We start from the raw sequence: 14,383 nt of genomic DNA on the forward strand, positions 1-14,383 counted from the left end.
CTCGACGGTTATTCCGGATGATTGCCGGTTTCGCTCCCTATTTCAAAAGGGGTGTAAACATTCTCATAAGCCACGTGCATGGTCATTCCCTTTTGCGCATGATCTAAATTGTGACAGTGATCCATCCATAATCCTGGATTATTCGCCAAGAAAGCAACTTCAATTGTCTCTCCCGGCCCAATATTGACCGTGTCCAGGACAAGCGGGCTTCCGCTTATCGGCTGACCGTTTTTACGGATCACTTGGACGTGATGACCGTGAAGATGCATCGGGTGGTCGGCAAAGCTCCGGTTTACGAATAGGGTCTTTACGAGGTCCCCTTCCCTGACCATGAGCGTGGGAGTGTCGGGGAAAGTCTTCCCATTCATGATCCACTGCTGCCCTGCCTCCCCATTATAAACACCGAAGTAAGTCTGATCCAGAATCAGAGTGAAAGTTCTATCGAATACTGTAGAGGCATCGAAAAGAGCTTCTGTTGGCTCCCCGTATCTGGTGATGTCCAAAATCTGACCCTCTTCTGTTACCTCGGGTTCGCCAGTTCCATCCTTGCTGAATACTCTGCCTATCGGTCCACCATCTGTAAGCATGGCCAGCGTAACAGGAGTGCCCGGCATGGTGAATTCGATATCGTACCGCCCCCCTCCTCCGATCTGCAAGAAGTGATCCGTCAAACTCTCCGGCTCGTTCAAGTCGTACCCGTCGATAGCCACTACCTTAAAAGACGCGCCGTTCAAAGAAAATGTACGAGTCAAATTTCCCGCATTCACCAGGCGCAAGCGTACTAAGGTTTCCGGATGAACCGTTTCCCTCCGAAAGGTATCTGACGTATCAAGGGCCGGAATATTTCGGCCGTCCGCCGTGATCCAATCATGCGCCACAATCGTCGTATCCATTTTTTGTGGTTCAGGGGGACTAGATGAGCGTATGATAAAGGGGCCGAACAACCCTTTTTGCACCTGGATGGAAGATTGCTGATGGGAGTGATACCAATGTGTCCCTGTCTCTTCCACGACAAAACGGTAGGTGTACGATTCGCCGGGCATCACCGCATCCTGCGTCATTCCGGCAACGCCATCCTCGCCATTGGGGACATCTATTCCGTGCCAATGAAGCGTAACGCCATCCGTAATGTTCTTGTTCACCAATTGCACTTCCACCAGGTCCCCCTCATCAGCAACAAGCTCCGGTCCCGGTACCTGCCCGTTAAACGTCCATGCCTCGATTGTTTCGCCCGAAGCAAGTTGAATGGTCTTCGTCTCGGCGTAGAGGACATAAGACTGATCAGGAGCTCCGAATTGAGGTCCCCTCAAGTCCATAACGCTAATCGATTTGTCGGCTGCGCTGCGATCATGCCCGTTATGGTGGTGGTGCATATCTGCAACTGAGATGGGATCGCCTCCGCCAAAGTCGACGGTATGGTGATGGACCATCGCCATCGCGCCAGGAAATTTGCTCATTTTTTGGGCTATGACAAGTCCTGTCAACGCTGTTCCGAGCACGATAATCGAGTACATAGCGCCTCTTGCGATTCTTGTCGTTAACCGAGGAATACGGGATTCCAGAAGCCGTAACCTCCGGCCGTGATGAAACCAGAGCAGAACGGCAGAAATGATCAAGACTCCGCCATACATCAAGACATCTTCAATATTCGGAATCGCCGGAATGTCTACCGTCACCAGAAAAAAGGCAAGTACAGTTCCGACGAACATGACATGAACCGTGACCATTAACGATAATAAAGCGCGCCTCTCCTTGACTTCTCCCGACAGATTCGGCAATGCCAAGGTCATCACGGCGAGCGTAGGCAAGGCGAGCAAAGGAAAAATAACTAAAATCCGATCCATTATAAACAACCAACCAAAATTCGTCCAAATGAAAAAAATATCGATTGCCCACAGCAGGATCAGGACAATCCCGATGCAAACGCCGATTTTGGCCGCTTGGAGCCAGCGTCGGAGCCTTGTTCCACGGTCTTTCAAATATTTCAAATGATTTACAACATATCCGACGATTCCCCAAACTCCTGCTAATAACAGCAATAGCAAAAACTCAATAGCCATTAGCGACTCGAACACGGCTGCTACCTACTTCCTGAATTGATCTTCATCCTGTCTGGCAAGCGGAGTCCTTCGTTTACGCCTCTTGGAAAGTTAGCCGCCAAGCGCTGCCTTCAAGCAAGCGGCTGTTTTCGGCTGCTCTTTCTTCATCGATTGACGCATGAAAAACTCGGCTACCTTTGGGACATGATCGACTTGGATTGTGAAATGAACGCGGCACGATTGCTCGGAAGCCGGTTCAACCAGATAACTTTCACGAAAGTACTGTTTTTCATCAGGAGCTGTCTCCATAGTCAACAATTGATCCTGAACCAACTCGGTCACGATCATCGTCTTCTCGCTTTTGAAGCCTGAATATTTTCCGCTTTCGAAATACTGGGTTCCTGTCCGGACGGGCCCATCGGAGATGACTCGATTTTCAATAATTCCTTTCATCCAGGAAGACCGCCCCTTCAGATCAACCAATCGGGCAAAAACGACCGGCGCAGAATGGTCGTAAACCTCGGTATATTTAAATGTAAGCATGATGATACCCCTTTCCCTTTTGGGCCGATTTATTTTCTGCGGTAAAGAAGGGTCGAGAGCGCACCGGTCAGCACTTGTTCCCTATCGTCGTTCTTTTCCCCTGCCGCCGGTTGACGCCATCCAATATACCCGTCCGGCCGCACGATGACAGCCCCGGTGGACGTTATGCCATAGGCTTTAAGGAAATCATTCCCGGAACTGCTGAAGTCGTCATGAGGTCCGCCAATCTTATACATCTTCATTGAAATTTGAAGCGTCTTGCTTGCATGAAGCGCGGCCTGAAGCCAGCTCTGTCCCTCGGAGCCCGTGAGCAGGACGAACCGAGAGCCGAATAGATCTAATGAGGAAAACTGCTGACCATTCCGCACAAGACGGACATGCGCGGCGCGTGTCCCTGGTTGTCCCGTCCACAATTCGGGCGGCTGTACCAACGGGAGGGGCTTCCCGGCTCCTTCCTCCGGTACGAAGGCGCCCTCCTGATACCGATAGCCCATATTGACATGAAGGGTATTCACCGTGATCCCTTCCGCTCCTTCGCGCTCGCGCTGCTGGGAGAGCCTGATGACCTGCTCTACCGTGTAATCCGCTATAGGGCGCCGCTCCGTATCATAGGTCGCAAGCAACGCCGAACCGGCTTCACCTCTTAACACGGAAGCCAGCTTCCAGGCGAGATTATGAGCCTCGGCGATGCCGGTATTCCCGCCCAGGCCGCCGCTTGGAGGTTGAACCCGCGCGGAATCGCCCACTAGAAAGATGCGGCCTTGTTGGAAGCGGTCGGCTACACGACCGGCCATTTCCCAAGTCAATACCTTCCTGATCGCGACAGGGAAGTCGCGAATTCCGATGGCCGCCCTCACCAGCGCTGTACAGCGCTCTTCCGGGTAATCATCAGCGGTTTCCTCTGCAGGATCATAGACAATGTCCAACCGGTACACATGAGGCCGCCTCTTAGTTCCGGGGTACAGGACAAGACTTCCGCTCGCGTCATCATTGGCGAAGAAGCACATATGCGCATTTTGACGATGAAAAAGATCATGGATGTCCGCATCGAAAACGACGCTGATCAGATGGCATAGCGTCCCTTCACCATGCTGGCGTATTCCTGAATGCTGGCGAATTCCACTCTTGCTTCCATCCGCTCCAACCAAATATTCGGCTCGAATGCGGCGCGTTTCGCCGCTGATTCGATCACGAATAAGGGCCGTGACGCCCTCCTCTTCGGCATCGAACTCGACTAGCTCCGTGTTATAGCGAAGATCAACGCCGGCTTGCTCGACCTGCGCCCGAAGCACGGGCTCAAGCAAATCCTGGGCAATGCCGTTCCCCTCAACCGGGCTGGCATCCGTAAAATACGCGCTCATATCTTCCATCAGGTTATCGTACAGCTGTCCGGCCAAGCTCTCTACGAACATAATGCCGAACTCCCGGGGAAAAGGAGGTTCTTCGCGGCGAATGTCCTCCTCGATTCCGGCCGAGCGAAAGATTTCCATCGTGCGAGCGGTCAGGCTCGAAACGCGCGGATGGATGGCCGTCCCCGAATGGCGCTCAACGACTAGCGGCTTAATCCCCTGCCTGGCCAGAAACAGGGAAAGGGACAGCCCCACCAGACTTCCTCCTACAATCAGCACGGGTACCGTTTCATCAAAGGCATGGTATGTTGTTGGTGTGCTCATCCAATCACGCTCTTTCTTATTCGTTTTCATAGCCATCCAAGCGGTTGTCGATTGACTTCGCGTGCTTGCGCAGTTTTTCCATACTCCATACCAGTCTTCCGGACTCGATATCGGCAATAACGGCTTGGACCCACCCGATTTCGGCCTCGAGCACGGCTTGTTGATACTCGCTTTCCAGCAAAAATAACCGCGGCAGTCTCAGCGAAGCGCCTTTCCGGAACTGATCCTTCAGCCGGTCAAGCGAATTTTCGAGCGCATTAACCCGTTCTTTGAAAAGATGGGCTACATCTTCAGGCGTCAAGAGGGCCAAAAAAGACACAGCGGCCGGAAACTCTAAAAACTCCTGAGCTGGCGTGGAGATCATCTCACGGATCCACGAATAAGCAGCCTGGCGACCCAGATCCGTGACTTCATAAACCGTCAAATCCGGCCTCCCTTCATTCTTTTTTTTGCCTTGAATGACAATGGCTTTGTCTCGATGCAATCGTTCGATCGTTTGGTAAATGCTCGTTCGATGGCGAACGTTAATGACCTCGTCTTTCTCCCTTTCTTTAATTAATTGCTGCATCCGATAAGGATGCATCGGCTCCTCAATAAGGAAACAAAGGACGGCTAGAGCGACTGGGGATTTTTTTATTTTCGTTTTCATAGTTATAATATTACTAATAATAATATGAATTGTAAACAATCGCTTCAAATTTCACAAAAAAAAGCTGTCCTCAGCGTGTTTACCATGCTTGAGGACAGCTTTCAGGCATAACCGGCTCACGCCATCCTTGGGATCGGCGGGATCACGTTTATATCGGGGGTTATTCAGATCAGGGTAGCTGGAACGTAGATCAACCTGATCACTTGTTCGCTAATTCGATCGCTTGACACGAGGCGCAACGGCGGGCGCGAACCGGCGAAGAACGGCTTTCCGTGACCCAGCACAACTGGATGGAGATAGAGCCGATATTCATCAACGAGGCCGAGCTCCGTCAGACTGTGCGCAAGCTCCGGCCCGGCCACTTCAATCTCCCCTTCATGCTGAGCCTTCAGATCACGTATGGCCGAAGCAAGGTCACCCTCGATCAGAGAAGCGTTCGGACCGACGGCCTTTAACGTCCTCGACACGACCCACTTCGGTTTGCTTTGCCACGCCTCTGCGTATTCCCGTTCCGCCCCGTCCCATCCAGAAGAGTCTCCGTCCCAATACTGCATGGTCTCGTACATGCGGCGTCCGTACAAGCTACCCGTCAGGCCCCGTAAGTCGTCGATGAAATGACGGAATAGCACGGGATCAGGCTGAAAGGCCTCGTGGTCGACGAACCCGTCCAGAGACTGGTTCAATGAGAAAACAATTTTGGCCATGCGACTGACACTCCTCCCTAGTTTTCACTCACACTCATCATCAAGGTTACACGTTCCATATGCAGCCTCCTTCACGTCTACATTTTATCATTGCAACCGCATGCCCGGTTTCTTATGAATTGCTAATTTTATACACGATGCAAGGTCAGAGTTAGGCCCGTCAAGCTAGGAATGGCATTTGCTCAATGACATTCAATAAATACTGTTTGCATCTGTAGGTAATTCCCTAACACGCTTTAGATAATTAGTCATATTGGCATCATCTTTGGCATTGTAAGAATATCGAAAATACTCAGCGACATCCTTGGCTAGAGCCCTAAACAATTCACACGAAGTGAATATCGAGTTCCACATATTTTCATAATTGCTATCCGAAAAAGTTTCCTTATACATTTCCCAATAGGATTCGGGAAGATACTTGTTCATGTATTTTCCCATTTTTCCTATCGAAACTTGAAAGCCATTTTGGGTACCAACCCACCATGAAATCATCTCATCCAAACGAGGTCTGATGACGTGTTCAAACATTTGTTTCGCATACGGTAATTCATCGCGCCATATTCCTTTGGCTACGTTTTGCAGGCACCACCAAAAATCATTACAAGAGCCCGAATATAACGGCTCCGTAGGCTTTTTTACATGATAGTCAATATCTGTGGCGGCAGGAATGATTGGCAGACAGTTGTCCTTATCTAATAAAGGAACTGTCAATTTATCACTAACATATCCTTCAAGCATAGATTCTTTAGTTTCTATGTGAAGGTCTATACGATTTCCATCTGTAAATAGCATTAAATATCCGTAAGACCGAGTAAAATCCATATCAATACCCATAGAGTGGTCATTTTTATCAGGCTCTTGCATCATAATCAAATCACCAAATACATTCATCCATGTTTCATCGTTTATAAAAGAGGAAGTTTCGGTTACTACATAAACAACATCATAATCCTGAAAAATATCCTTAGGAGCATTCGGATTGGTACGCGAACCGTTCATATAAACCGCTCGGATTCGTTCATCCTTCTGAGCAACCCCTAGTATTAAATCAAACATTTCTTTTTCGGTTCTCATATAAGTCCCCTCCAAATCTCAAACCATACTAAACACAGCATAGCACAACTGGGATATAAGGTTATTCCTATTGCCATTGTTCTCATTCGCAATAATCAAAAACCCTCCATTTTAACACCAGACTTATGAAAACATGATATCGTACAGGGAGGGGGATCGAATTCATGAATACGTATCGAACAGCAGAAATCGCGCACCGTTTTGGCATCCATCCGAACACTGTGCGGCTTTATGAGAAACTTGGCCTTATACCCAGTCCGGAGCGGAAAGCGAACGGTTACCGCGTTTTTACAGATTTCCATGTGGAACAGCTTCAATTGGTCAGAACGGCTCTGGAAGTCGAGGTTCTTCAAAACGGTCTGCGAAAGCAGGCCGCTGCCATTATCCAGGCCGCAGCTGCCGGCAATTTTGATACAGCGATTCATCTGACGGAGCGTTATGGCCAACAAATAAAAACCGAACAAAAAAACGCCGAAGAAGCGATCGCGATTGCAGAAAAGTTATGGTCTGGCGAAAACCAAGAATGCAGCAACGCTCGCTTAACACGAAAGGAAACGGCCGACCTTCTGCAAATTTCAATCGATACGTTAAGAAATTGGGAAATGAATGGTTTATTGACCGTGAAACGAAAGCAAAATGGTTATCGTGTTTATTCGGATAAGGATATAGAACGGCTGAAAATGATACGTGCTTTACGCTGTGCCAATTATTCCCTGGCAGCCATTTTGCGAATGCTGATTGCGTTATCCCGTGACCCCAAAGCGATTATACGAGAAACCATTGATACGCCCGAAGAAAATGCTGTCGTAATCTCTGTATGCGATAAACTGCTCACCTCCCTGAAAGTCGCCGAGTCCAACGCTCGCATCATGCTCACTCAACTTGAAGCAATGAAAAAGCAATTTAACCCTCCACTTTAACACCAGACTTTGCGCTGGTGTTATTTTTATTGAGGCCAAAACGAATTCAGGAGGGATTGGATCACGTGGAAACCACAATCAAGGTAGAAAACTTGAGCAAGTCATACGCCAACGTCCAAGCGGTTGATCGACTCAATCTGGCCATTTGTCGCGGTGAAGTGTTCGGCTTGCTGGGCGCGAACGGCGCAGGCAAGAGTACCGCCATGGAATTTATGCTGGGCACCAAACAACAGGACAGCGGCACGGTGACGATATTGGGGATGGACCCGCAAAAGGAACGAAAAAAACTGTTTGAGAAGGTCGGCGTTCAATTTCAAGAAGCCCATTACCAGGACAAAATAAGAGTGTCTGAGCTTTGCGAGGTTACGGCCTCTCTATACCAGACCCCCGCGGATTATACGAGCTTGCTGCAGCAGTTCGGACTGTCCGACAAGCTGAAAAGCCAAGTCAGCGAGCTTTCGGGAGGACAGAAGCAGCGTCTGTTCATCGTTCTTGCGTTAGTTCCAAATCCCGAGGTCGTATTTTTGGACGAGTTGACGACCGGGCTTGATGCGAGAGCAAGGCGCGATGTCTGGAAAAGTCTCTCCGACTTAAAAGCAAGAGGGTTAACCATTCTGTTGACCTCTCACTTTATGGACGAGGTGGAGACGCTCTGCGACCATATCATGATTCTGAAAAAGGGGGAAAACGTTTTCTACGGCACCGTGCAAGAAGCGATTGCAGCCAGCCCGTATCAAACGTTGGAGGATGCCTATCTTTGGTATACAGACGAGGAGGGAACCGAAAATGAAAGCATTTAGAACGCTGCTCAAAACCGAGGGCAAGCTGTCGCTGCGCGGGATGGACATGTTCATCTTTGCCATCTGCATGCCTGTCGTCGCAGTGATCATTGTAGGGGCGATTTTCGAGGATAAGCCGGCTTTCGATGGCGCAGCTTATACCTTCCTGGAGCAATCCTTTGGAGCGCTGGCGACTATTGCCATATGTGCCGGGGGCGTGATGGGCCTTCCTTTGGTGATATCCGACTACCGCAGCAGGAGAATTCTCAAACGCTTCAAGGTAACGCCGACCCCTCCCGCCCTCATCCTGGCCGTACAGGTTGTTATTTATGCGATCTATTCCATAGCTTCAGTAATCCTGGTCTACCTGACTGCAGCCCTTTTCTTTGGTCATCAATTTCATGGTTCATGGCTGTCATTTGCAGGCGCCTACTCCCTCGTCATGCTGTCCATGTTCAGCATCGGACTGCTGGTGGGCGGACTGGCGCCCAGCATGAAAACAGCAAGCGCTATAGCCAGCCTGCTCTATTTTCCCATGCTTATTTTCTCCGGGGCTACCTTGCCTTATGAGATCCTGCCTGCTGCGCTTCAGAAAGCGGCCGATCTGTTGCCGCTCACACAAGGGATCAAGATGTTGAAAGCCGCCTCGCTTGGCATGCCAATGGTCATCCTGCCCGTGGTTGTGATGACTGTAATCGCAGTGCTATGTATGAGTCTGTCTCTTCGCTTCTTCAAATGGGAATAAGGCGGGGGCATGAGCCGATGCGCTGCTTTCAACACGCTATCGGCAAGTAGCAGGCTCTACTCCTAGAGCTTCCGCGGCAGCGGTCCGAATACAACCTCGCGGCCGCGACGGCGATCTGATCACGGGAGAGGCTTTCCCGGGGTTGTTGCGGGCGAACTAAGCGACTTAACGCCAAAAACCTTATTCCGGCCGCTTGGCGGCGGAATAAGGTCTATGTGTGCTTGTTGCAGCAAGCCTAAGCTTATTTTCCAGCTTTATCGTTGTATTCCTTGGTCGCCGTGTCCAGCATGGACTTCCAATTCGCAAAATCCGTCTCCCTGGCGATATGGCGATCCAACAACTCCTCGAGAATATTGTCTATATCCTCCCAAGTCTTAGCTTGGAAATTGCCTTTCTCCAGAAGCTCGTCAAAGCTTGCAGAGTTGGAATGCCTGCTTACAAACGCTTCATTAAACAGCTTGCCCAACGAGATATGGTCCGGATCTTCCTGAATCGTCTTCTGGCCTTGCAAATCCTTCAACAGTTCATCGAACGACATTGGCTTTTGCTTTCTCAAATCCCCACTCCTTGAATGTAGTATCACTCTTTAATTCTGCACGAAGATATTTATTTTACAAGCTTTTTATATGAGTATGTCTTGTCCATGCTCGAAATCCTTAACCTTGCCGGGTTCCTCCCCAGACCGGCAAACATATTATCCAAATATACGCTGATCGTCTCCATGCTCCGTTACCACTCAGGAAGCGGCCGATCTATTGCCGCTCACACAAGGGATTACGTTTATGCAAAGTACATTGTAATGAAAAGTAATATGTGTTATTGTATTTACCAAGTGAATAGCATTCCTTTTTTTTGATTAATTACTTTGTTATGAAAAGTAATAATGGCGAGGTGTTAACGCAGTTGAATACTGAAATGATGAAAGGAATGGTTGACTTGTTGATATTATCCGTTTTAAATAAGGCGGATAACTATGGCTACGAAATTTCACGGTCGATTAAACTAAAGTCCCGAAATCAGTTCGATATTCCGGAACCCACACTTTACTTGTCTCTGAAGCGCTTGGAAAGCAAAAGCATTCTACGTTCATACTGGGGTACAGAAAGTAATGGAGGCCGAAGAAAGTACTACTCGCTAACTAAAGAGGGGAAGGACCAATTCGAAATATTAATAAATGAATGGACCGAAATAAGAAATTTGATTGATCGGTTTATTTAAGGAGGTACTTATGAAAGCACACCAAGATACCATGTTTAACTTACAACAACTGAACTATAAAACGTTAATCGCCGCTTCAATGCTGTTGTTTGCAGTAATAGTCTATATTGACCGATCATCGGCGAACGATAATCTGGTCATTGTCCAAGCGGGCTACTGGACTTCCTTTGGCCTTGCCACCGTATGGGGCATTATGAACTATATATCTCATATCCAATATAACGTGACCTCTGCAATCCGGCATGGAGATATTGAAGAGTATGTGGACAAGATGAAACTTCCCCTTGAAGAGGCGCAAGAGTTAATAGCATATCTGGCAGACTATGCTGCCGACTTGGCAATACAGCATCAACTGTCCGAGAAAGATGCACGGACCCGCGCAATGAATGAATTTAACATAAAAGAAATCCATCAATTAATGAAAGATAAGAACTTGTTTACCTTTATGAAGCATACCTACTTGCTTGGTTATGCAGCCGTTTTTGCTGCGCTGTTCCTGTTGCTTTCGGTCATTAGCAGCTACGTCGGTTGGTCAACCACAATGGTCAGCATTATTAGCATGTTGATCATTTACACGCTTGGTTTTATCGGAATGTTCATCTTGTATAAATTTCTAGATGCTATTTTTAGAAAGAAATTGTATGGAGATGAGGAGTAGTGTGATGGAAGAAATGATATTGGAAATCATAAACGACTACGGATACGTTGGAATTTTCTTTTTAATCATGATTGAAAACCTTTTTCCGCCCATTCCGTCAGAAGTGATATTAACCTTTGGCGGGTTTGTCACGACTCGTTCAGATTTATCCATCATTGGTGTCATTACATCGGCAACACTGGGTTCAGTAGTCGGTGCGATCATTCTGTATATGGCGGGTAGAATCTTTAACGCAGATAGAATTGAAAAGTTTGTTTCCAAATGGCATAGGTACTTAAGAACCTCACCAGAGGATATACAACGGGCTCACGCATGGTTTAGAAAAAACGAAAAATGGACTGTTTTCTATTGCCGATTTATTCCTCTAATTCGAAGCCTAATCTCATGGCCTGCGGGCATGGCCCGCATGAATTTCATACTTTTTTTGTGGCTAACTACACTCGGCTCCTTAATTTGGAATGCTGTCTTAATCATTATCGGTGCTTATGTTGGAGACTCTTGGACATCGATTGTTAAGTTTATGGATGTGTATTCCAACATCGCCTATGTCGGATTAGTCGTGTTATTCATTGCGTTTCTTTATTGGTACATTGGTATTTACAAGAGAAAAATCAGAAAATCGTGACGATAGGTACTTTCGTCGATACTGATGCGCTTCTACGCTGGATTTCGCCGTGCGCAGGATCCAAGCTACTCAGCCTTCCCGCGACTGGTCTTTCACCAGAGCTTGCTATAGAGAAATAAGGTTCCCTGCACGCTGATCAGCACGTGCAGGATAACCTTATGTTAGCGAATATCAGATGAGATCGGAAAGCTGAAGCAGGCGTTGCACAATGGTTGCAGCCTCGGCTCTCGTCACGAAGTCCTGTGGCGCAAGCTTTGAGGCGCTTTTCCCCTTTACGACTCCAGCCTGAATACTATCTGCAATACCGCCCAGCGCCCAGCGGGAGGCAGTAGCCGCATCCGTATACGGAAGAAGTGCTTCCTCTGCCGATTCGCCTGGCAGCTTAGCATGAAGTCCGGTGAGCGTCATTGCTCTGGATAACATGACCATCGCTTGTTCGCGAGTAATCGTATCCTTCGGATGAAACGTCCCGTCTTCAAAGCCGGTAAGCAAGCGATAGGTATACGCTGTATGCACGACATTGTTGTACCAGGCCGCCTGGGAAATATCCGAGAATGGAGCGGTCCCATTTTCCAAGGGCAGTCCTAATCCACGAACGAGGATAGCGGCAAACTCCGCGCGGGTAACTTGTCGATCCGGCTCATACGAATGGTCTCCCGTACCCATGACGATCATCCGGGCGCTCATGTCGCGTATGGCCTGTTCGGACCAATGATTCTTCACATCATTGAATTCTGCAGAATGAGATACAATGGCGAACGTACCGTTGGTCAGGCTGCTGACTTTCGCATAATGTTGGTTCTCATTCACAATGACTTGTAACGGTACATTACGGAATATAGCATCCGGTTCAACGACCACGGCTGTTGTCACCGAATCCGGGTTCACATTGCCCGGAATCGCAATCCAATGCTCTTGGAAGGTGTTGAACCTCGAAACTTCGACTGTTACCTCTCCGTTGGTCGCCTGAACGATAAATTCAATCGGCGGCGCGAGGAGGGTGAACATGCCTTTGGATACGGCATCTTTAATCGTATGAGCCGTGTCCTGTGCTTCCCGTGTATGAATCTCTAATTTTAGCTTGATGTCCTTCAAGGCAACCGAATCGCCAAACTGGCTGACTAGAGCTTCAAGGTTGATTTGCTGCACAGGCAGCACATACTTGGCTTTGTCGGTTTTGAGGGTAACGACGGCTTGCTTTGCTGCCATGCTTTTGACCAATTGGAAGTCCATCTCGGCCACAACCCTATCAAAGCTTGAGTTTGCCCGATAGGTGATGATCGCGCCTTGTTCTTCCTTAGCGAGTATACTCTCAATTTTGGTCCGATCGCCAACGATCGTCAGCATCTTGTTGCCGTAATCCACTGTTGTTTTCGCTCCCGCTTCGACCACTTGATGGTTAAGAAGGACGTCCGCGAGTTGAACTGCAATCTCGTTGTTATCGCTATTATGACTGCTGCTGTTGCTGCTGTTGCTGCTGTTATTGTTGTTGTTGCCGCCGCCGGGCGAAGAACTTGGGATGACTGCATTGGATGCAGCAGAAGCCATGCTTTCTCCGACATCATTGATCGCTTTAACGGTAAAGGTATAACTTATGCCAGGGGTCAGGCCGGTCACCGTGATTGGGCCTGAGGCTCCGCTTCGCACAATTCCTCCCGATGACACCGTTACTTCATAGCTGGTGATGGCATAACCACCGTCATTGGCCGGGGGTGAAAAGGAAACGGTTGCCTGCCCCTCCCCAGCAACGGCTATTACATTTGTAGGTGCGTCAGGAAAAGTACCTGGTGTGGCGCTGGCTTCATTCGACGCCTCGCTCAAGCCTCCTGCATTGCCTGCTTTTACGATAAAGTAATAGGTCATTCCGTTCATTAGACCGGTCATGTTGTATGTCGCGTCCGTAACTGTAACAGCAGCCGGTTCGGTAAACAGACCTTGAACGGTCGATACGTACACATTGTAATAGGTTGCGCCCGTCACTGTAGCCCAATTTAGGTTGACTTGACGGTCTGCTCTATCCGCAGTCAATTGTTGCGCGCTTGCAGGAGCGATATTAACGGTCACCACGTAATTTTGCGTGGAGCCATCCGCTGCGGTCACCGTATATGTCACCGGATTGGTGAAGTTCTGTGCCGTGCCGCTGTTCGGCGAGATGCTTGCTCCTGTGTGCGTAATCGTTGGCGTTAGCGATGTGACGTCCGTTCCGTAGGGTACGGAGATGGCGATTGTATGATTCGCCTCGTTCACCGTTCCCGTCACTGCCGGGCTTGCGAAGCTGAACGCGGTGATTGCCTTCGCGGGGCTCGCGGCCACATTTACCGTTACGGTGTAATTTTGCGTGGAGCCATCCGCCGCGGTCACCGTATAGGTCACCGGATTGGTGAAGTTCTGTGCCGTGCCGCTTGTCGGCGAGATGCTTGCTCCTGTGTGCGTAATCGTCGGCGTTAGCGATGTGACGTCCGTTCCGTAGGGTACGGAGATGGCGATTGTATGATTCGCCTCGTTCACCGTTCCCGTCACTGCCGGGCTTGCGAAGCTGAACGCGGTGATCGCCTTCGCCGGGTTCGCGGCCACATTTACCGTTACGGTGTAATTCTGCGTGGAGCCATCCTCCGCGGTCACCGTATACGTCACCGGATTGGTGAAGTTCTGCGCAGCGCCGCTGTTCGGCGAGATGTTTGCTCCTGTGTGCGTAATCGTCGGCGTTAGCGATGTGACGTCCGTTCCATAAGGAACAGTGATGGTAATCGTGCGAC

The 14,383-nt window shown here is 49.1% G+C and carries 14 protein-coding genes; 6 read left to right on the forward strand and 8 right to left on the reverse strand.

Annotation, left to right across the window (positions count from 1 at the left end):
- Positions 1-8 precede the first annotated feature (8 nt).
- From ACFO3S_RS11105 to ACFO3S_RS11130, 6 genes are all read right to left on the reverse strand, one after another.
- The gene (locus ACFO3S_RS11105) at positions 9-2,075 is read right to left on the reverse strand and encodes a multicopper oxidase family protein (protein ID WP_378095380.1); all 2,067 of its coding nucleotides are present in this window, start codon (positions 2,073-2,075) and stop codon (positions 9-11) included.
- Positions 2,076-2,150: 75 nt separating this feature from the next.
- Positions 2,151-2,582 (reverse strand): SRPBCC family protein, encoded by a 432-nt coding sequence (locus ACFO3S_RS11110; protein ID WP_378095382.1) that lies wholly within the window; start codon positions 2,580-2,582, stop codon positions 2,151-2,153.
- 29 nt (positions 2,583-2,611) lie between these two features.
- Entirely contained in the window at positions 2,612-4,255 is a 1,644-nt protein-coding gene (locus tag ACFO3S_RS11115) for an FAD-dependent monooxygenase (RefSeq protein ID WP_378095384.1), read from the reverse strand.
- Positions 4,256-4,271: 16 nt separating this feature from the next.
- On the reverse strand, positions 4,272-4,904 hold the full coding sequence (locus tag ACFO3S_RS11120; RefSeq protein ID WP_378095387.1) for a PadR family transcriptional regulator: 633 nt from the start codon (positions 4,902-4,904) through the stop codon (positions 4,272-4,274).
- A gap of 164 nt (positions 4,905-5,068) precedes the next feature.
- The gene (locus ACFO3S_RS11125) at positions 5,069-5,608 is read right to left on the reverse strand and encodes a dihydrofolate reductase family protein (protein ID WP_378095389.1); all 540 of its coding nucleotides are present in this window, start codon (positions 5,606-5,608) and stop codon (positions 5,069-5,071) included.
- A 192-nt stretch (positions 5,609-5,800) separates the two neighbouring features.
- Entirely contained in the window at positions 5,801-6,682 is an 882-nt protein-coding gene (locus ACFO3S_RS11130; RefSeq protein ID WP_378095391.1) for an aminoglycoside 6-adenylyltransferase, read from the reverse strand.
- 164 nt (positions 6,683-6,846) lie between these two features.
- Between ACFO3S_RS11130 and ACFO3S_RS11135 the strand changes: the two genes are divergently transcribed.
- The 3 genes from ACFO3S_RS11135 (at position 6,847) to ACFO3S_RS11145 (ending at position 9,126) form a co-directional block, all read left to right on the forward strand.
- A complete protein-coding gene (locus tag ACFO3S_RS11135) occupies positions 6,847-7,602 on the forward strand; it encodes a MerR family transcriptional regulator (RefSeq protein WP_378095393.1) in 756 nt (251 codons plus the stop codon).
- 65 nt (positions 7,603-7,667) lie between these two features.
- Positions 7,668-8,402, forward strand: coding sequence for an ABC transporter ATP-binding protein (locus ACFO3S_RS11140; RefSeq protein ID WP_378095395.1), 735 nt, complete (start codon positions 7,668-7,670; stop codon positions 8,400-8,402).
- Positions 8,389-9,126, forward strand: coding sequence for an ABC transporter permease (locus ACFO3S_RS11145; RefSeq protein ID WP_378095397.1), 738 nt, complete (start codon positions 8,389-8,391; stop codon positions 9,124-9,126). The genes ACFO3S_RS11140 and ACFO3S_RS11145 overlap by 14 nt, the downstream gene beginning before the upstream one ends.
- A gap of 241 nt (positions 9,127-9,367) precedes the next feature.
- Here the strand turns inward: ACFO3S_RS11145 and ACFO3S_RS11150 are convergent, their stop codons facing one another.
- Complete coding sequence (locus tag ACFO3S_RS11150; protein ID WP_378095431.1) at positions 9,368-9,664, reverse strand: hypothetical protein; 297 nt, start codon at positions 9,662-9,664, stop codon at positions 9,368-9,370.
- A 389-nt stretch (positions 9,665-10,053) separates the two neighbouring features.
- On the opposite strand from ACFO3S_RS11150, the gene ACFO3S_RS11155 reads away from it, so the two are divergent.
- From ACFO3S_RS11155 to ACFO3S_RS11165, 3 genes are read left to right on the forward strand one after another with little or no spacing between them, the layout of a single operon-like run.
- Entirely contained in the window at positions 10,054-10,344 is a 291-nt protein-coding gene (locus tag ACFO3S_RS11155) for a PadR family transcriptional regulator (protein WP_378095433.1), read from the forward strand.
- A 10-nt stretch (positions 10,345-10,354) separates the two neighbouring features.
- Positions 10,355-11,002 carry a hypothetical protein gene (locus tag ACFO3S_RS11160; protein ID WP_378095399.1) on the forward strand — a complete coding sequence of 216 codons (648 nt, stop codon included), beginning with the start codon at positions 10,355-10,357 and terminating at the stop codon, positions 11,000-11,002.
- Between the two features lie 4 nt (positions 11,003-11,006).
- Complete coding sequence (locus ACFO3S_RS11165) at positions 11,007-11,627, forward strand: DedA family protein (protein ID WP_378095401.1); 621 nt, start codon at positions 11,007-11,009, stop codon at positions 11,625-11,627.
- A gap of 171 nt (positions 11,628-11,798) precedes the next feature.
- Here the strand turns inward: ACFO3S_RS11165 and ACFO3S_RS11170 are convergent.
- A partial coding sequence (locus ACFO3S_RS11170) for an S-layer homology domain-containing protein (protein WP_378095403.1) occupies positions 11,799-14,383 on the reverse strand: 2,585 nt, incomplete at its 5' end.

This window comes from Cohnella hongkongensis, assembly GCF_042654645.1.
Classification (GTDB): domain Bacteria; phylum Bacillota; class Bacilli; order Paenibacillales; family Paenibacillaceae; genus Cohnella; species Cohnella hongkongensis.